This is a genomic window from Clostridium sp. HGF2, from assembly GCF_964240115.1.
Classification (GTDB): domain Bacteria; phylum Bacillota_I; class Bacilli_A; order Erysipelotrichales; family Erysipelotrichaceae; genus Clostridium_AQ; species Clostridium_AQ innocuum.
Map to the genome: position 1 here is coordinate 252,220 of NZ_CAXSSO010000005.1, position 19,567 is coordinate 271,786.

At 43.2% G+C, this 19,567-nt stretch carries 18 protein-coding genes; 5 read left to right on the plus strand and 13 right to left on the minus strand.

What is annotated here, in order from left to right:
* The first annotated feature begins 412 nt into the window (after positions 1-412).
* Both ACESPQ_RS10950 and ACESPQ_RS10955 read left to right on the plus strand, forming a co-directional pair.
* Positions 413-901, plus strand: a complete 489-nt coding sequence (locus ACESPQ_RS10950) for a helix-turn-helix domain-containing protein (RefSeq protein ID WP_002606719.1) — start codon at positions 413-415, stop codon at positions 899-901.
* A gap of 1 nt (position 902) precedes the next feature.
* Positions 903-1,154: a hypothetical protein gene (locus ACESPQ_RS10955; RefSeq protein WP_257327379.1), complete on the plus strand. Its 252-nt coding sequence runs from the start codon at positions 903-905 to the stop codon at positions 1,152-1,154.
* Between the two features lie 156 nt (positions 1,155-1,310).
* Here the strand turns inward: ACESPQ_RS10955 and ACESPQ_RS10960 are convergent, their stop codons facing one another.
* The 4 genes from ACESPQ_RS10960 to ACESPQ_RS10975 are packed head-to-tail and all read right to left on the minus strand — an operon-like array spanning position 1,311 to position 5,787.
* A complete protein-coding gene (locus ACESPQ_RS10960; protein WP_002606721.1) occupies positions 1,311-1,754 on the minus strand; it encodes a PTS sugar transporter subunit IIA in 444 nt (147 codons plus the stop codon).
* Between the two features lie 3 nt (positions 1,755-1,757).
* A complete protein-coding gene (locus tag ACESPQ_RS10965) occupies positions 1,758-2,795 on the minus strand; it encodes a PTS fructose transporter subunit IIC (protein WP_373144350.1) in 1,038 nt (345 codons plus the stop codon).
* A gap of 20 nt (positions 2,796-2,815) precedes the next feature.
* Positions 2,816-3,130 (minus strand): PTS fructose transporter subunit IIB, encoded by a 315-nt coding sequence (locus ACESPQ_RS10970; protein ID WP_109771536.1) that lies wholly within the window; start codon positions 3,128-3,130, stop codon positions 2,816-2,818.
* A 14-nt stretch (positions 3,131-3,144) separates the two neighbouring features.
* A complete protein-coding gene (locus tag ACESPQ_RS10975; RefSeq protein WP_373144351.1) occupies positions 3,145-5,787 on the minus strand; it encodes a PTS fructose transporter subunit IIA in 2,643 nt (880 codons plus the stop codon).
* A 331-nt stretch (positions 5,788-6,118) separates the two neighbouring features.
* Between ACESPQ_RS10975 and ACESPQ_RS10980 the strand changes: the two genes are divergently transcribed.
* A complete protein-coding gene (locus ACESPQ_RS10980) occupies positions 6,119-8,062 on the plus strand; it encodes a BglG family transcription antiterminator (protein WP_118002965.1) in 1,944 nt (647 codons plus the stop codon).
* A 69-nt stretch (positions 8,063-8,131) separates the two neighbouring features.
* The gene (locus ACESPQ_RS10985) at positions 8,132-8,500 is read left to right on the plus strand and encodes a nuclear transport factor 2 family protein (protein ID WP_002606726.1); all 369 of its coding nucleotides are present in this window, start codon (positions 8,132-8,134) and stop codon (positions 8,498-8,500) included.
* 97 nt (positions 8,501-8,597) lie between these two features.
* Here the strand turns inward: ACESPQ_RS10985 and ACESPQ_RS10990 are convergent, their stop codons facing one another.
* Both ACESPQ_RS10990 and ACESPQ_RS10995 read right to left on the minus strand, forming a co-directional pair.
* Positions 8,598-10,373: an ABC transporter ATP-binding protein gene (locus ACESPQ_RS10990; RefSeq protein WP_373144352.1), complete on the minus strand. Its 1,776-nt coding sequence runs from the start codon at positions 10,371-10,373 to the stop codon at positions 8,598-8,600.
* A gap of 175 nt (positions 10,374-10,548) precedes the next feature.
* Positions 10,549-10,944, minus strand: coding sequence for a hypothetical protein (locus tag ACESPQ_RS10995; protein WP_233108895.1), 396 nt, complete (start codon positions 10,942-10,944; stop codon positions 10,549-10,551).
* A gap of 263 nt (positions 10,945-11,207) precedes the next feature.
* On the opposite strand from ACESPQ_RS10995, the gene ACESPQ_RS11000 reads away from it, so the two are divergent.
* Entirely contained in the window at positions 11,208-11,975 is a 768-nt protein-coding gene (locus tag ACESPQ_RS11000; RefSeq protein WP_002606729.1) for a nucleoside/nucleotide kinase family protein, read from the plus strand.
* Here ACESPQ_RS11000 and ACESPQ_RS11005 read toward each other — a convergent pair.
* The 7 genes from ACESPQ_RS11005 to aroB all read right to left on the minus strand — a co-directional run bounded on the left by ACESPQ_RS11005 (position 11,929) and on the right by aroB (position 19,252).
* Entirely contained in the window at positions 11,929-12,693 is a 765-nt protein-coding gene (locus ACESPQ_RS11005) for a hypothetical protein (protein WP_373144353.1), read from the minus strand. The two genes, ACESPQ_RS11000 and ACESPQ_RS11005, sit on opposite strands and share 47 nt — an antisense overlap.
* A gap of 329 nt (positions 12,694-13,022) precedes the next feature.
* Positions 13,023-13,964 (minus strand): CPBP family intramembrane glutamic endopeptidase, encoded by a 942-nt coding sequence (locus tag ACESPQ_RS11010; RefSeq protein WP_002606731.1) that lies wholly within the window; start codon positions 13,962-13,964, stop codon positions 13,023-13,025.
* A gap of 11 nt (positions 13,965-13,975) precedes the next feature.
* Positions 13,976-14,824, minus strand: a complete 849-nt coding sequence (locus ACESPQ_RS11015; RefSeq protein WP_002606732.1) for a prephenate dehydrogenase — start codon at positions 14,822-14,824, stop codon at positions 13,976-13,978.
* Positions 14,821-16,083: a 3-phosphoshikimate 1-carboxyvinyltransferase gene (aroA, locus tag ACESPQ_RS11020; RefSeq protein WP_373144354.1), complete on the minus strand. Its 1,263-nt coding sequence runs from the start codon at positions 16,081-16,083 to the stop codon at positions 14,821-14,823. Before aroA ends, ACESPQ_RS11015 begins: the two co-directional genes overlap by 4 nt.
* Positions 16,084-17,100: a 3-deoxy-7-phosphoheptulonate synthase gene (aroF, locus tag ACESPQ_RS11025; protein ID WP_009588963.1), complete on the minus strand. Its 1,017-nt coding sequence runs from the start codon at positions 17,098-17,100 to the stop codon at positions 16,084-16,086. It lies immediately after the preceding gene.
* Between the two features lie 44 nt (positions 17,101-17,144).
* The gene (gene aroC / locus ACESPQ_RS11030) at positions 17,145-18,242 is read right to left on the minus strand and encodes a chorismate synthase (protein ID WP_055200952.1); all 1,098 of its coding nucleotides are present in this window, start codon (positions 18,240-18,242) and stop codon (positions 17,145-17,147) included.
* Positions 18,239-19,252, minus strand: coding sequence for a 3-dehydroquinate synthase (gene aroB, locus ACESPQ_RS11035; protein WP_373144355.1), 1,014 nt, complete (start codon positions 19,250-19,252; stop codon positions 18,239-18,241). The genes aroC and aroB overlap by 4 nt, the downstream gene beginning before the upstream one ends.
* Positions 19,253-19,567 lie beyond the last annotated feature (315 nt).

Genomic DNA, 19,567 nt, shown 5'->3' on the forward strand with positions numbered 1-19,567 from the left:
TGTGAAACTGCAAACAGCGTCATATGAGCCAAAAGGAAGAGGGAATGCGGCTGTTCTTAAGTATTGCATGCCTTTTTCCAAAGGAGATGCTTTGTGCCCTTGTTATTATGATACAGAAAACTTTATAGATAATTATTTTGATGTGTGAACTATGCAGGCACTGAAGATGACAGCAGCAAGATTGCATATATGCAATGGAAGTTCTTCCATAAGATTTTAAGGAATAGATTGCATGACAGATAAGTGTGTTGATACGAATATAATGTAAAAGGCTGTTGTAAAAGGAAATATGGGGAATTCTACTATTGGTTGAGAAGCAGACAACGAGCAGTTGTGACATTCAACCAGCTCTATCTTCCTTTAGGAAGGAATCATTTCTATAATGAGGGTGTGAAGAAAGGTGGAACACTATATGAAAGCATTAGGAACCAAAATAAGTGAATTGAGAAAAGCAAGGGGTATGACACAGGATGAGCTTGCAGATAAAATGGGAGTTTCGCCGCAGGCTGTATCAAAATGGGAGAATGATCTTTCTATGCCGGATCTTCCAGTATTGATTGAGCTGTCAGACTTCTTCCATATTTCTCTGGATGATTTTCTAAAAGAAAAGGTGCAGACAGTCGAACTGCTTCCGGAAGATAAGCGAAAGGATATCGAACAGATGTTTTTGAGAGTGTATGTGGATTCAGAGAATGGAGACAGAGTACGTGTCAACCTGCCGCTGGCTCTGGTAAAAATGGCCAGAGATATGGGGCTGGACATCCCGCAGATGACAGACAATCCAATGATGCAGAAAATCGATCTGGGAATGATTATGCAGCTGATAGAGAGTGGTGTGATCGGGAAGCTTGTAGAAGTCGATTCTGCAAACGGAGATCATGTCGAAGTGATTGTCGAATAGCATGAAGATACGGATTCATGCACAGTCCTGCCGTCTAAATCTTCGCATTCCCGATAGCATGCTTTATAATACGCTCACCTGTACAGTGATTAGAAAGAAAATACAGGAGAATACGGAAATAGCATGGACAATGGATAAGGAGACCACAAGAAAGATGATGCGGCTTCTAAAGCATTTCAGTAAGGAATACAGGGGATTAACCATCGTTGATGTAGAAACGGCTGATGGGGAAATTGTGCAGATAACATTATAAAAGGATCATGGCTATGATCTTTTTTCTGTTTACACCTGTGTTCCTGAACAAAGAAGAGAAGCATTTTGAAAAAAAGAAACAGGTGCCGTTGACCTGTTTCTAAGCTACTTCCTATCTTTTACTGATTATGTAACATGCAAAGCTGTAGTTTTATCTTCAGCTAATGCTGCATTCTTCCAGCAGCTGCAGACAGCCGTCCGGATTGTCTGAATGAAGAAGCGCATTTGTAAATCCCAAATCCATCAGCTTTCTTGCCAGGTTGGAAAGGATTCTAAGATGCTCATTCCCGCTGTTTTCCTTGCGTACAGCAATACCGAATACCATCTGAACCTGATCATCATCCCATTGAATTGGATTTTGTAGTCGAAGAAAGACCAGAGATGTATGCCTGACGCCCAATGACAATGCATGCGGTATAGCGATGCTGGAGCCCATGGCTGTAGATATTTCGTCCTCTCTTGAATAAACATCGTCTATATATTGCTGCTTATCACACAGCCGCTGATTATTCTCCAGTGTATCCGCAATGCAGGAAATAATATCATCCTTGGACTGCAGATTCATATCAAGGAGAATCAGATTCTCATTGATCAACTTCATGTCTTACTCCTGATCCGGTTCATTTCTGATAAAGAAATAAATCATACAGACAGCAACTGCTGTTCCTGCTGCAAACGATAACAGATATAATGGGATATTGCTGACAAGAAGCAATGTTTCCAGACCGCCAATCGGTGCAGATAGTGTAATTCCAAACATGGCTACCAAGGCTCCTGTTACTGCTGCTCCAACACATAAGGAAGGAAGAATTTTCTTAGGCCGGTCTGCTACAAAGGGAATGGCTCCTTCAACAAAGAAACTGAGTCCCATAATATATGCAGCAATTTTTGCCCCCCGTAAATTTTCGCTGAACTTTTTAGGAAACAGCGTACAGGCGACAGCACAGCTTGTAGCAATTACCATGGCACTGCAGCCACAGGAAGCCATGACAACAGACGGTACGGTTCCTCCATCTGCTGCAGTCAGTGTTGCAACAGAGAACAGATATGCAGTTTTGTTGATGGGACCGCCAAGATCAAGTGCCAGCATACCGCCGATTACTGCCCCAAGCAGTGCAGCATTTGTACCGCTGAGACTGGACAGGAAATCTGTAAGCGCATTGCTGACAGGGGCAACGACGGAATTGATTGCCAGCATGGCAAGACTTGTTAATGCAAGCCCCAGTATCGGGAATATCAGCAGTGTTTTGATTCCCTCCATAGATCGAGGTATCCCGGCAGTCAACTTTTTCAAACCGAGAATGATATAACCCGCTGCGAAGCCGCCGATCACAGCGCCAAGAAAACTGGAGCCGCCGTTTGCTGCCAAAGCACCGGCTACCATACCGGTCAGCAGTCCCGGCCGATCCGCTATGGAATAGGCAATATAAGCTCCCATAATCGGAAACATATACCCCATAGCCAGCCCGCCAATCTGATTCAGCCAGGAAACGAAAACATTGGATGAGCCGAAGGTCGCTGTGTTGGCATTCTGAAAATCAAACAGATAGGCACATGCCAGCATAATTCCACCACCTACAACAAATGGCAGGAAGTAAGAAACACCGGACATCAGATGATTATAGCTTTTTTTCCAATTCATAATTTTCTCCTCTTTTTCATTTAATATTCTTTTAGTGCATCATTCAGTTTTTCATATACGCTTTCTACTTTTCTAACGGCATCTGTTACAGAAACCTCCAGAAGCTTTTTCCCTCTGAAGCGCTCCATTTCCACACGGGTATCTGCCGCAATGATAACGTAGTCTGCTTCCTTAATATCTTCCTCACATAATCGGTTCTCTACACCTCCGGAACCATTTGTTTCAATTTTTACCTGAAAGCCCAGTTTCTTACCCTGCCGCTCCAGATTCTCAGCGGCCATATACGTATGGGCAATTCCTGCCGGGCAGGCACATACTCCGATAATGCGTTTCATAAACAAGTCCTCCTTTATGTTCTTTCTATCTGTATCATTCTGAGCTCACCCTTACGCAGAGGCTCCAGCTCATTGGACAGCGGTTTGTGTATTGTATGATTCAGTGTCGTCAGTGTGTAAACAAGCGCTTCATCACTATGTATTATGCCGCAGGATACCGGCTCTATTTCATTGTTATACAGACGAAGCAGCCAGTAATCTTTTTCCTTCACCAATGATCCGAAGCAGCCCTGAAGCTCATCCATATTCAGAAAGCTCCAGGAATCCGGAAGTCTCTGCTCTGGTGGATTGGTAGGAAAATAGGATATCGGATGCACGGACTTATCAAAATGCTGTCCTTCAAAACAGAGTTGCGGGCAGGCATATTGAATGTAATCTTGGCAGATACGATTACCGTCATAGCTTTCATACCACGTTAAGGCCAGATCAAAGCTGCTTTCTTTCAGCATCTGACATTTCGGTGTTTGGAATATCATGTAGTCCAGACCGCTGGGCCTGCCTGGACGACGATGCAGATCCGGATAGCCCATAGCACCATAGGAACGAAACAATACTACAGCGATATCCTTGTTACCTTCGTCTATCAGCTCATATTCCTTACTGCTTTTCGTCATAACAGTCATGACTTCATCATCCTCTACCGATACATAATTCAATAACGGCCATGTTGGACTGGGCTCTTCAAACCAGCCATCCGCCTTCCAGTTCTTTAAAGCTGCCGGAGTGCTTTCGCGTTTGATGTAGCTGTATTGTGTCCCTGCAAGTGAATACGTATGCGGTGCCTGTCCGGTGAAAACCAGACGTACACGATGATCCATTGCATGATTATCAATCGTTCCCGAAATACGGATACTATTCTTATCTATCAGCTCAAGCTTAATTTTATATCGCATACCGGAATTTCGTATTCTATCTTTTCTATTCTTCAGATTCTGAGGTATCTCCATGGTACCTGTCAGGGTCATGCAGCTGTAAGTCATATTCTGTACGCAGGAAACTTCTGCATGTTCAAAGTAATCTGTAAGAATCCAGTCATATTCTGGAGGAGAATAGTCAAAGCTGTCTCCCTCATCCCCGGATTCCTCCAGATAGATAGCGCTGCGATGCTCCCTATGACTCCTGTAATCAAAGATATGTACACCCTCTTCATCCTTGTGAATACGGAAACGGTTATTTTCAATATAAGGAACCTGCGCCAGTTCATAGCTGACAGATGGCTGATCAATATCCTGAATATACAATGTGCGATAGGAAAAGCCCTTCATATGATCAATCTGCAATATGATTTCTGTTTCATAGAAATAGCCCTTAGGATCCATATCACGGATATCTTTACGTAAAACACCACAGTTCTTTTTTACTGTCTCTGCACGCGTATACGGCAGCTCCTTTCCATCCAGAAGGATTCGGAAATCAGGTTTTCCAGTCTGTACAGTTGTATGCAGTGTCTGTGTTCTTGTATTTGGCAGCGTATTGCATACCAGCAGCGGATATCCATCCTCCTTCTTCTGTACAGAAAGAGAAAGCAGCTTCATCAGAAATACCGTTTGAGAGGTTATCAGATTGTAAGCATTCTGTGTTTCCTGCTGAATATAATCATTTGTTTCATCTGTCAGTGTCGCAGAGGAATGTGTCTGGCAGCGCAGCAGACGATTCCATATTTCATCGATCAGTCCGTGGTCATACGGGATACCCTGTGCATCCAGCATGGACATAAGAGGCTGAAGACCGTATGTGATTTTTCGCTCACAGGCATCCTGCAGTGCTTTGATATCTGCGCGTGCGGAGAAAATGGAACGGTGAACCCGATGATACTGCGTCGAGAACAGTTCATGCTCATGGCATTTTAAATTGTGACCATGTTCTCTTACACGATTGCAGAAGTTCTGCCATGTTGTTGATACAAATGCAATGTCTGTTTGCTGTGCGTTATACTCTGCTATTCGTTTTGGTATATCCAGCATTGCCGGATTTTGATCAAAGCCCAGCGGAAATACAAATTCGTGATCCAGTGTGGAATAGGACAGGAGCCGGTCAATCAGACTTTGTACACTGATTTTATTGTAGTCAAGAGCTGATTCATCAAACAATGTACCATTACGGAATGCATAGCATCCGTATCCATAGCCTGCAATCATTGTGCATACCAGCAGCTCACTGCCGTCATTTGATTTCATGTAAAATTCGCTGCCAAGCTTATAATCATCTCCAACACCGCGTGTTATGACAAAATCCTTAATTCCAAACTGATGAAATATCTTGGGAAAATCCCAGGAATGTCCAAAGGAATCCGGCAGATATGCAACCCTGGAAACATATCCGAGATTTTCGGCAGACTGCATGCCGAGTCTCAGGTTGTTGATGACAGATTCACCATTGCAGATAAAGCAGTCAAGCTGCGAGTGAAAGGGTCCGATTACGAGCTTTTTTTCCGTTACGAGAGTTCGTATGTATGCTTCGTCCTCCGGGTGAAGCTTTCTGTATTCATCCATCGGCGCACTCTGTCCGTCGAAAAAGAAATCTGTAATTCTTCCGCTTCGAAAGCCTTCCAGCATCTCCTTCATATTATAGCACAGCTGAACGGTTGCATCCTGTGCTGTGAAATACCAGATTAGATCCCAATGTGTATGATGAATACAATGTGCTGTTTTCTTCATTGCTGTTCCTCCTTGCACCTTTACTATATCAACCGCTGTCTTCAACAATCAATAGAGCACGGCACTTCCTTTTTTCAACATCTACAGGTATTCCTGCAATTTTTTCCAGACAGCTGTATATAGAAATTATGATATAATTTCTATGGAAGAAAGCGGATATCAGATGCTGTTTATTTTCGGCATACAGCTCTCACCTTCGGTATGCGTTCCGAAAGAAAAGCAGAAATTAAATCTGTATCTTTTCCGCAGGATCGAGATAGATACCGTATGGAAGGCTCTTGGCATACTATAATGGGTGATAAAAAAAAGGACAGTGAACTGGAGGCTTATCATGAAAAAAACACAAAGGTGGATGGAACTTCTGAATATACTTGTAGAGGAACAGAATTTTCAGACTGTGGCAGAGCTTGCAGAACAGGTCGCAGTATCTTCACGAACGATACACAGCGATTTGCAGGATACCAGTTTTCTACAGCTCCTTCATGGTGCCGAGCTGATAAAAAAACCGAACATCGGAATACGTCTTCACTGTACACAAAAACAGAGAGAGGCGATTTACCGGCTGCTTCAAAAAAATCGCTTTGAGACATCTGTCCCCTTGGAAAAGGAAAATGATTTGCATACGGTTTTGCATATGCTTTTAACTTATAGGGATGCGATCCGTATGGAGGATCTTGCAGATGCATTATACCGTTCAAAGTCCTCACTGACCACTGTTCTTGAGGAAGCTGAGAGACTTGCTGAGAACTATGACTGCAGACTTCGAAAACGTTCAAACTATGGTCTGTCTCTGGAAGGACACGAAGAGGATATCCGAAATCTTTTTTACCGTTTTGTAGACACTCTTCCGGTGCAGGGATATCAGCATAATGATCTGGATGTCCGTCTGCCGGATGCATTATATGAAAAAATGAAAATGGTATTTGATGTTCAGATGATTCGTATGATTATCCCGATTGTAAAATCATCGGAAATCAATCTGAATACTCATTATTGTGATTATGATTTCGGTATGCTGATTCTCAAATGCTGTATATTACTTACGCGCTGTCAGATTGACAGGTCAGTTCAAAAGCAGACAACCATCAGCACTGATCTACAGGAATATTATGTAGCCACCATCATGAAGCTGAAAATGGAGCAGACATTTCATGTAAGCCTACCCGAAGAGGAAATATATTATCTGGAACGGGTGATTCTTTCAACCCGCAAGCAGCAAAACCAGGAACAGTTTCAGGAGCTGGACAGTGCCATGCTGGATAGATTCATTTATCTGGTATCGGAACGTCTGAATGTCGATCTGTCAGAAGATAAACAGCTCAAACAAAACCTTTGCAATCATATGAAGCCGGCAATCCGGAGAATGAAGTATGGTATCTCAAGTGAGAATCCTCTGCTGGAAGCAATCAAAACGAAATACACGGAGGTCTATGTCGCAATCATGACAACGATTGATAAGATAGAGGAAAGGGAACACATCTATTTTGACGCCAATGAGCTTGGCTTTATCTGTTTGCATATCGTCGGAGCCTTAAACCGCTCCAGGAATATCCGTTCCATACGCTGTTTATTGATCTGTGATGCCGGAATCACCTTTGAATCCTATATTAAAAGCATGGTTGAAACATCCTTTCGTGAAATAGAAATTGTGAACATTATAGGCAGTGATGAAATGAAAAAAGAAACGGGGCACCAGCATGATCTTATATTGAATGCTACAACGAACCGTCTGCATGCTTCCAATATTATAAATATCGATCACTTGTTTACAGAAGCATCCTGTTCGCAGATTCGTCATTGGATTTTTGCAAGAGAAATCAAGCATACGCTGGAGCTTCGCACAAAGTTTGACAGCTATCTTTCTTATTTTCAGGACAGCTGTGAAAATCGCAGAAGTCTCATTCATAAATACTGCACATATCTGGAGGATAACGGATATGTTACAGAAGCGTTTGAGGCGTCGGTTTATGATCGTATTCAGTATTCTTCAACAGCAATCGGACGTGGTGTTGCAGTCCCTCACGGTACGAAAAAAGCAGTGAAGAATTCCGTTATTTTAATTATCAAACTCGATCATACGATCACATGGGATGATCAGCTTGTTGATCTTGTATTCTTTGCGGCCATCGGTGAGGATATCAGTACGGAATACAGTAAAATATTTCGCCGCATTGTACGGATTGTCTCTGATGATGAGCAGACGCACATGCTGAAAAGCTGTAACAGTCTTGAAGAAATCAGAAAATATCTGTTTGATACCGAACAAAAAGCATAAGCTTTTTATATTTGCTCTTGCAATCCTTTCAGCTGCGTGTAGGATTTATGGTGAGGTGAGGTGGTTACTATGAAAGAATTAAAAAGCTATATACAATCCGTCAATACCTGCAGTGATTCGCTGATTCGTGAGGTGTGGAGTGATCAGGATGAATGCTCCATGATATTTCCAAAAGGGGAAGTGGAAGGACTGGATGCTATCCTTGCTTCCTTTTATCACGGAGCGATGGCTCAGTATGAAACGCGCGACCTTCAACAGGATGATGTTAAGGTTCAGGAATTCTGTGATATTACAATTGTACGCTTTTACTGGACGCTGTATGCGACGATGAAGGACAGCGGGGAACATATCATGAACAAGGGAAGGGAAACACAGATTTACCGCAGCTATCCGCAGGGGAAAAAGCTGGTGCATGTGCATTATTCCAGACTGCCGTAAGGCATGGCGTTAACACCTGTGAACATTCGTATATATCGATATATTGGCTGAACAGCAGAACAAGAAAAAAGCACGATTTTTCACAACCGTGCTTTTTCTATTGTCTGGAATGTAGTGTTTCACGAGTCTGTTCATCAAAATCCAGACCTTCAAACTGCATATGATAATAACTGGCATAGGTGCCGCCCTTCGCAAGCAGTTCATTGTGTGTTCCTCTTTCTTCCATGCCGTTTTCAGATATAACGATAATTTCATCTGCATTGCGTATGGTGGAAAGACGGTGCGCAATTGTGATACAGGTTCTGTTTTTTGCCAGCTCTTCCAGACTTTTCTGAATATGCCGTTCACTTTCATTATCCAGTGCACTTGTGGCCTCATCCAGAATCAATATTCTTGGATCCTTCAGGAAGACGCGGGCAATACTGATGCGCTGCTTCTGTCCTCCGGACAGTCGTGTGCCACGCTCACCGACATAGGTATCATAGCCATCCGGCAGTCCCATAATGAAATCATGAATATTTGCCTTTTTGGCTGCTTCGAAAATTTCCTCATCCGTGCATCCGGGTTTTCCATATGCAATGTTTTCTTTTACACTTCCGGTAAACAGATATACATCCTGCTGAACGATACCGATTGCCTTGCGAAGGCTTTCCAGTGTCAGCGTTCGAATATCCTGACCATCCACACGCACAGCTCCGTTCTTCACATCATAAAACCTTGGAAGCAGGGAACAGATTGTCGTTTTCCCTCCGCCGCTTGGTCCAACCAGAGCAATGGAACGGCCTGCTTCGATATGTATAGAAACATCATCCAAAACATGCTCTTCCTCATTATAAGAGAAGGTCACATGATCATAATCTATGACACCCTGAACATTCTTCAGCTCCTGTGCATCCGGTGCATCCTGAATATCCGGCTCTGTTTCAATGACTTCAAGGAATCGTTTAAACCCGGAATAGCCCTTTTGAAACATCTCTGTAAATTCAACAAGCACCTCAATCGGAGCAACAAAGATGTTGATATACAGGGCATAGGTCGCAAGAGAAATTGGATCGAGTGTTCCGTTGGCAATAAAATATCCACCCGCAACCAGAATCGTCAGGTACAGCATCCCCTGAAAGAAATTATTTCCTGCATGAAACAGTCCCATCCGGTAATAGTTATTCGTCTTGGATTGCAGAAACAGCTGATTGCTGTGAGAAAATTTATCACGCTCAATGTCTTCATTGGCGAAGGATTTGACAACACGGATACCGGCCAGAGAATCCTGCAGACTTGCATTGACACCGGCAATCTTACGGCGGTTATCCATAAAGGTTGCCTGCATTTTCTTATTCTGAAGCATACTGAAAATCAGCATGACCAGCGTTACCGCAATCAGAATCAGGGTCAGCGGTACGTGGATGTACAGCAGCAACAGAAAGGAACCGATAATTTTCAATAGCGAGATAAATACATTTTCCGGTCCGTGATGCGCGAATTCTGAAATATCAAACAAATCAGAAACCAGCTTGCTCATCATTTCCCCGGTATTGTTACGGTCATAATAGGAGAAGGACAGGCGCTCAAACTGATCAAACAGATCCTGACGCATATCGCTCTCCATACGTGCTCCCATAATATGTCCCTGCGCTGTTACATAATACCGGCAGATTGCACGAACGATATACATCACAAGCAGTCCTGCCCCAAGCAGAAGCAGACTGTCCATAATCATATCCTTTGGTTGAATATAAAATGTAGTATTCAGATAGCTCAGAATCTGCGGAAATGCAAGATCAACCGCACTTATCACAAGTGCACAGAACATATCAAGAAAGAACACAGTCTTATATGGCTTATAATAGCTTATAAATTTCTTCATAACTTCCATTCAAAAATCCCTCCGTTTCGCATACTGCATTATTATACACGAATTAGAAGCGGCTTACAATTCATATCCACTGATTCCAAATCGTATAAAAACAGCTGTAAGCAAAAAAGGAGATATCTCCCTTCTGCATGCGGTCTGTGAAAACATACGCATGCAATCATGCAGTTTAGATTTCTCATTCCGATACAATGGTAATATGATTATCGTATTTTTTAAATCTGGCGGCAGACGTATCCTGTTCGATAAGAATGATATCGCCATTGGAATCCTTAACGATGTAGGCATCCTTCAAATGCCCGGATAGCAGCTTGAAAACCTGTTCATTAAGCTTTTTATATGTACCATGAGATACACGATCACCAGATAAATAATAAAGCTGATCCTCATCATCCAGACTGATATTCGTAAAGCTATCGGCACTGGTATAGGTTCCACGGATACCTTTTGCGAATCGATGCTCTTCCTTGCGTTCACTGACATAGGTGCCTATGGCATACAGCACGGTAAAAAACAAGCAGGATACGAGGATGAAAGAGATTTTAATAATACGGTACTTTTTCTCTAAATTCATGATTTTCCTTTCTATGAATACCTGACTGCGATCTACAGCCTCTGAAAATATATTGTATACAGCTGTGTAATCATCAGTAATCATTTCAACCGTAATCATCATAGCATACCGTCTATAGGGATTAAACTCCATTTAAGCATTATTAAGATTGTTTCAGGCAAGTCTTTTTGCATAAAATGAGAGCTGCATGCAATATAAAAAGATCTAAGTATTTACTTTGAAAATAATCAAAAACCCCTTATAATGAAAAGAAGGGTGATACGATGGGCATACGAATGTTAACAATCAACGTGAATGGGTATGACATACAGGCAAAATACAAGGAAGAGGATATCAAAACAGTATTTATGCCATTTCTTCAACATGTCATACAGCTGCAAAAGGAATCAGGAAAAAGACTCATAGTCTTTCTGGCGGCTCCTCCTGCAACAGGGAAATCCACACTTGCGATAGCACTCTGTCAGTTCGCCAGAGAATTGGGCTGTATGGATATGCAGTATGCCGGTATGGATGGATTTCATTATACGAATGCCTGGCTCGATAACCATTTTCAGGATGGAAAAAAACTAAAGGAACTAAAAGGTGCTCCGGAAACATTTGATGCAGAAGCAATGTATGCATTGATAAAGGAAACAAAAGGAAGCGATACCTGGTGGCCGGTATATGACCGTAATCTGCATGAGCCGCTGAAGCATAGGCTGCATATTACAGGCAGTATTCTTCTTGTGGAAGGTAATTATCTTCTGTTGGACGAGAAACCCTATCGCTCCCTTTCTGCACTATGCGACTATTGTGTGTTTATTCAAGCGGAGGAAAACCTGCTGCGTGACAGACTCATTGACAGAAAAAGCCGCGGCGGGCTAAGCAATGAGCAGGCAGAGGTTTTTTATGAAAAAAGTGATCGCTGCAATGTACAGCGTGTCTTACATAACCGTTTGAATAGTGATGAGGTGTGGAAGCTTTGTACAGATGGAGGGTATCGGCTCATTTCTCGCAGCTTCGACGAATCGTGGCAAACATTCTGTGAATGAGAAAGGAAGCGATACACATTGCCGTGATATAAAGGAGATTGCCTATCCATATGCCGGTACGCTTCATAATTTGAGAGAATACAGGCTGGGTAGTGATTTTGTAAGGACTGATATAAAACATATTGATATCCCCGTAGGAATGAAATAAAACATTGAGCAGTGTGGCAGCTCCTATGCAGATAAGTAAAATCGGAAGGGTTTTTATAAACCCTGAAAGAGAGGTATCACCGTGTCTTGAAAAGCCGATGAAAAAGCCGACAAACAGAAGAAGAAAGTGCCAGACAAAGGCATGCAGCGTCAAGGTGATATAAGGATGCATGAGGCCATCCGGAACCAGCAGCGCCATAAGACCGCCAAGCAGATTGAAATCCATCAGGAAGGTTTCCAGAGGAATCAGCCATCTGCTTTTTTTCATAAAGGGAAGAATTGCACAAAGATACATAGGAAGACTGCATAGCTGAAAAGGGAAAATCCACCAGTCATAGGTTTTGTTATCCATAACATAAAAATGAAAGAGCTGCTTGTATAATTCGGAAAGCAGTAAAATAACTGCAATAGCAAACAATATACGGTGATAGCTGCGATCACTCACCCTGCGCAGCTTCCATGCCAGCGCAATAGACACAGGGATACCAACTAGCAGCATAACGATATGAAATAGTCCATAGGGCTTTGGCTCAGCCAGTGTCCATGCCGTCGCATTCAGAAAATTCTCCATGCAATCACCTCCTGCCTATAGTATGGACACGATAGTATGAAACTGCAATAGAAAAAAGTGTTTTCACTGGAAGCAGCATTGAATCAGGAGGTATTCCATACTGCTTAGCAATTTTCCTTCCTGTATGTTCACCCTTGTGATACATAGGGATCGTTCCATGATTTCACTTGATAAACTGCATACCCGCTTTATGGTTCATGCAGAATTGAGAAACTCAAATCATAACAGCATACTGCGGCTATCAATTCTGTTATACACATGTCCGCGAAGAAAGAAATAAAAGGGATGCTCCTTTCTGTCGTGAGTGTGCAGGCAGGCGCATCCTTGTTTTATGTTCGTTGAAAGCTTGTAATCATAATGAAAACACATAAGACCAGAAAGAGGATCGATATCCAGTTACTGAAAAAGGTACGAACACGGGAACCTCTGTTATGAATTATATAATTCCGTATGATCAGTCTTTTCTGATAGAGAGTAAACATCGCATACAGTAGAAACAGCGCTTCCAGTATAAGAAAGACTGTAGAAATCTGGCCATTGTCTGAAAGCAGTGAGACTTCCATGATTGCGAAAGCGTTATTCAGAAAATGAATCGCTATACCTGGCAGGATACTACCCGACGTTAAAACAACATAGCAAATCATCATACTGAGAGCAAAAACAGGGACACTCTGCGGAAGATTTCCATGCAGCAATGCAAACAGCAGACTTGTCACAAGAATAGCGAAGACATTTCCATATCTTTTCAGCGTTTGCAGTATCAATCCGCGAAAGAGAAGCTCTTCCATGATCGGCGCAATGATACAGGCGGAGAGTACAATGCTTAGATTGTAGGCGATATCCGGCTTCATGGAGAAATCCGGCGTTGTCATGACCCAGCCAAAATGGATGAGGATCTGATTTATCAGCTGTATAAGGATTCCTGCTGCTCCAGACAATCCCATAGCGATAATCGTATAGCGAAGGATGGAAAGAAAATTCCACTCCTTGCATAGAGAGTACGGTATTGTTACATGCAGCTTCTTTTTATATATTACAAGCGTTAAAATCGTTACAAAGCAGGTTGCTATCATACTGAAGATGTTTGTGATTGTTTCAAGCTCTGTTTGCGAAGCGCCTGACATGATGTATGCACTGCTTATGATTCCTAAGGTAAAGGCACAGGCAAATAATAAAATATAGTAGAAAAGCAGAGAGCCGGCTATACGTTTACAGTCCTCTTTGCATAGCTGATCTTTATGTTCCTCTTCCAGATACGGCTCATGTTCCATACGGATACCTCCTATCGGTCAAAGAGCTTACGTCTTGCGGTAGATTGAATAAACAGCTCCTTTAGCCCCTCCACATCATCCTGCTCCAGGGTTGCTTTCAGATGATTGACCTCCTGTATGAAATCATCAATTTCCCGAATCAGGTTCTCTTTATTCAGAAAGAATACCTCACTCCACAGATTCTCGTTGATTTTCGCAATTCTTGTCAGATCACGAAAGGAGTCACCGGTGTATTCTACCAGGTGGGTGTTGTCATTGGTGTTCATAAGAGAAACCGCAATAGCATGTGTCAGATGTGAAACAAAGCCGATCATTTCATCATGCTGTGCAACGGTCAGCTCGGAGATGTTACTGAATCCGAGTATTTCGGCAAACTGGCGCATGGTCGCAACTGCTTCCTTCGTATTGCTTTCTGTAGGCAGAATAATGAAGTTGGCGATATGGAAGATGGAATCGTCTGCGAATTTTACTCCGCTGACTTCCTTACCTGCCATTGGATGGGAGCTTATGAACTCCACATCCCTGCGAATGATTTTCTGAATGGGTTCTACAACACCTGTTTTCACAGAGCTTACATCTGTAATCAGAGCACCGGGCTTGAAATATTTCTGATAGGTGGTTATCCAGTCTACCGTCATATTTGGATATAGTCCGCTTATTATGATATCAGCTTCCTTTATATAGTCAATATCAAATGTTGAACCGCGATCGATGATGTTATGCTTGATTGCATAGTCAATGCTGAGCTGGTTGATTTCAATGGCATCAACATGATAGCCGTTTTTCTTTAAGCCCATGGCATAGCTGCCACCGATCAGACCTAATCCGACAATAAGAAATCGTGTATTCTCCTGTATCATAGCAGCTCCACCTTTCCACCAATGGACTGTAAATCTTCAAAGAATGTAGGATAGCTTTTTTGGATTGCCTGAGCACCATCAATGATGCAGGAGGTATTGCTGCAGGTCGCTGCGACACTGAGCGCCATAACGATACGATGATCATTATGGGAGGAAAGCTCGCTCGCACAGGTATAGGAGGAGTTGCCGGTAATAAAGATTTCATCCTCTGTGGAATGAATATCCACACCGAATTTGCGCAGCTCCTGTTCCATTGCTTCAATGCGGTCACTTTCCTTGATACGCAGTCTGCCTGCATTGTAGATATTGGTATTTCCCGGGGAATACATAGCAAGGACAGTTAGGATCGGTCCGAGATCCGGGCAGTCCGCAAGATCGATTCTACAGCCATGCAGGCTGCTTTTATAAATATGGTAGCCGTTTTTTACCTCTTCAATGCGTACACCAAAGTCCTTCAGTATCGAGAGAATTTTTTTATCTCCCTGCCTGGATTCGTGATGAACACCGGTAATGGTAAGATCATGATTGCATGCGGCAAGCACAGCAAAGAAGGCAAGCTGGGAATAGTCTCCTTCGATCGTATAGTCACATGCTGTATACTGCTGATTGCCCGGAATATGAATGGTCAGATCATCTTTGAAGGAAGCTTGTATGCCATAGGTTTTCAGCATTTGCAGCGTGAGATCAACATAGCTTCTGGATTCAAAGGGCGGAAGGATGTGAATGGTGGAATCCTCCTGCAGGAGTGGCAGTGTGAACAGCAATCCGCTGATAAACTGTGAGCTGACATCACCTTGTAATGTAATATCACCGGATTTCAGACATTCACGGATCGTGATACCGGATGCTTCCTGTCGGAAGGTGATCCCCTGCGCGTGGAACAAATCCTCATAAACCTTCTGCGGGCGCTGCAGCAGTCTGCCCTGACCGGTGAAGGTGATTTCCTGATTGCAGAGAGAGAAAATCGGAATGAAGAAACGAAGAGTGGAGCCGGATTCACAGCAAAACACTTCTTTGTTCTTTATTGTAAAATCTTTGATTCCGGTAACAGTAACCTGATCTGCTTCTATGCGGATATCGGCACCAAGCTGCTGCATGCCTGCAATCGTGGTTTTGATATCCTGCGAATAGGCAACGTTTTTTATGACGCTGGTGCCGTTCGCCAGAGAGGCACAGATAATCGCACGATGTGCCATGCTTTTACTTGGCGGAATGACAACATGACCACTGCAGATGGATGGTGCTACATGGGCTTTCATTTACATCGCCCTCCCGATTACACCTGCGATAGCCTTTCCCTTGCGGATCAGCTCTTTAAAGTTATCCGGCTTGAGAGACTGTGCGCCATCACTCCATGCGCATTCCGGATGATCGTGTACCTCCACAATCAGTCCGTCGGCCCCTGCTGCGATTGCTGCAAGCGAAGCTGCCTCCACCAGCTCCCAATCACCGGTCGCATGACTTGGATCAATGATAATCGGAAGATGTGTTTTTTTCTTGATAATAGGAACTACACTCAAATCGAGGGTATTTCGTGTATAAGGTTCAAAGGTGCGGATACCGCGCTCACACAGCATGACATTCGTATTTCCTTCAGAAAGAATATACTCTGCGGACATGATCCATTCTTCAATCGTATTGGCCAGTCCACGTTTCAGCAGTACCGGCTTGTTTGTTTTTCCAACAGCCTTTAAAAGGTCAAAATTCTGCATATTTCTGGCACCGATCTGAATGACATCGACATGCTCTACAAATTCATCCAGCTTATCGGCACTCATCAGCTCAGTAACAACAGGAAGCCCGGTTTGCTTTCTTGCCTGTGCAAGCGCGAGAATTCCTTCTGTTCCCATACCCTGAAATGCATACGGACTTGTTCTTGGCTTGTAGGCTCCCCCACGAAGCATCACTCCTCCTGCATCCTTTACCTCATGAGCGATATGACAAATCATATCTTTCCCTTCAACAGAGCAGGGACCGCCAATGACAACGATTTTTTCCTTTCCACCGATGTGAATGCCGTTTACCTCTACTATCGTATCCTCCGGATGAAACATCCGGCTTGCCTTCTTATACGGGGATGATACGCGGACAACACTTTCCACATGCTTGTTCGCCTCAATGCGCTTCGGGTCAACCTGTGATGTATCTCCAACAACGCCGAAGACATTAAGGTTTTCACCAATACTCTCATGAATCTGAAGTCCCTTATCCTTCAGCTGCTTCATGACATGCTCAATATCTGCTTTTGTTGCACTTTTCTTCATTGTGATAATCATATCTGCTTCCTCCTCTTATATATGTTACTGTGCCGGTGTTTTTTTTATTTCATTGTCAGGGTTGCTGATCGCTCCATCAGCTGATCCAGAATGCCGATGGCAAGCACACTGTCCACGACGATTCTTGCCCGATGGATAATTGCCGGATCATGACGCCCCTGAATCTGAAGCTTCACTGCTTCGTGAGTCTTTAAATCCACCGTATTCTGTTCCTTATATATAGACGCTGTCGGCTTGATAACCGTACGGATGCGAATCGGCATTCCATTGGAAATCCCGCCATTGATTCCACCATTGTTATTTGTAGCGGTATGAAATCCCTTGTCATAGGTGATCGGATCATTGGCTTCACTTCCATACACATCCGAAAATCCAAAGCCCAGACCGAATTCAATTCCCTTTACCGCTGGAACACTGAATAACAGATGACTCAGTGTGCTTTCCAGCGAATCGAAGAACGGTTCTCCCAGACCTGCCGGAACGTTCAGAATACAGCTCTCCAGAATACCGCCCACACTGTCGCCTTCATTTGCCGCTTCCTCTATCATCGCTTTCATATCTGCAGCTGCTGTATCATCCAGTACCGCAAAATCCATTGTATTGACACGTTCCATCTGTTTCTGTAATTCCTCTATATTCTCAGAAAACGGAATATCCTCTATGGTTCTGCTTTTCTGAATATGGCTTCCTATCAGAATTCCCTTTTCCTTCAGTACCTGCATAGCGATTGCACCTGCCGCTACCAGCGGTGCAGTGATTCTGCCGCTGAAATGACCGCCACCGCGATAGTCCTGCCAGCCCATATACTTTTCATTGGCAGTATAGTCTGCATGAGAAGGGCGCAGCCGATATTTCGTCTTTTCGTAATCATGACTTCTTGTGTTTGTATTTTCAATGAGAATCGTCAACGGTGTACCGGTTGTATGACCATTGAAATAGCCACTGACGATATGCAGCTCATCTGCCTCTTTTCGCTGTGTGGATATTCTGCCCTTTGCTTTTCGCTTTTCCATGACGGAGGCTATAAAATCCATATCCAGTTTAATTCCCGGCGCAAGACCGTCAATCACGCAGCCGATGGCTTCCCCATGGCTTTCTCCAAAAATTGTCACAGAATAATTATGTCCGAATGTATTTTTCATGCTTGTGTTCCTTTCAATATAGTACGTACTTCATCAAGCGGGGTTTCTATCAGTTCCGCTGTTCCTGCCTTTGGAACATGAACGATCGTTACATGATCACCGTCCGCTTTCTTATCTCTGCATAAAAGCTGATATACCGCTTCCGGGTCATAGTCCACATGTGTGGGGATACCCAGACGCTCATACACGCTTATAACACGCTGCTTCAGCTGTTCATCCTCGATAAAATACAGCATTCCCAAAGCAACACATTCCCCGTGCAGATACTCACTCAGGTGATAATAGCTTTCAATGGCATGTCCGATGGTATGACCGAAGTTCAGAATCTTACGCAGTCCCTGTTCCCGTTCATCCTGCTCGACAACACTCTTTTTCACATACAAAGCTTTTTCAATAATCGTATCCAGATCTTTTTCAATATCTCCATGCTCAAACAATGCAAACAGGGAGGCATCATAGATCAGTCCGGCTTTCAGTGCTTCCATCAGGCCGTTGATATAGTGTCTTCTGGGAAGCGTATGCAATGTTTCCGGATCGATAAAGACCATTTTCGGCTGATAGAAGGCACCGACGATATTTTTAACCTCATCCAGATTGATAGCAACCTTTCCACCAATACTGGAGTCTATCTGTGAAAGTGTGGTTGTCGGTATCTGTATGAAGTCGATTCCCCGCATATAGGAGGCTGCCACATAACCTGCCAGATCACCGACAACTCCTCCTCCAAGAGCGACTACACAATCCTTTCTGGAAAACTTGTGTGCCAGCAGATCCTCATTGATTTCCTTGAAGACGGCAAGGTCCTTGGAATCCTCCCCCTGTTCTATGACATGCACATACCCTTTCTTACATTGTTCCCGTACGATATTTGCATAGGCCTCCGGTACGCCGCTGTCTGTAACAATCATCACCTTGCGGTTTAAATCAATATAGTCATTTAAACGATACAGTATCCCGTGTTCCATCAGGATGTCATATCCGTTCTCCTTTAAATCAACGTGTAATTTCATAACAATATCCTCCCTTTTATGAAAAAAAAGCATCCTGTGTGTATCGCAGATGCTTTTGTGTGCTCGTTATAAAGTGAAAATAACCATGACTTCTTCAATGGCTTTATAACGGACTATTCAAAGTAATAAAAGTATGCTTTCTGTATCATGGTCAAATCACTCCAATTACCAATATGATAATATACTTTATGCATAATTACAAGAAAAAAACACAAATTTATGAAAATAATTTCAGTTTATGAAAATGTAATGAAAACATGATGCCGCTATTGCTGATGACAGAGTTAAGACGGTATAGGAGGACTCTATATAGCT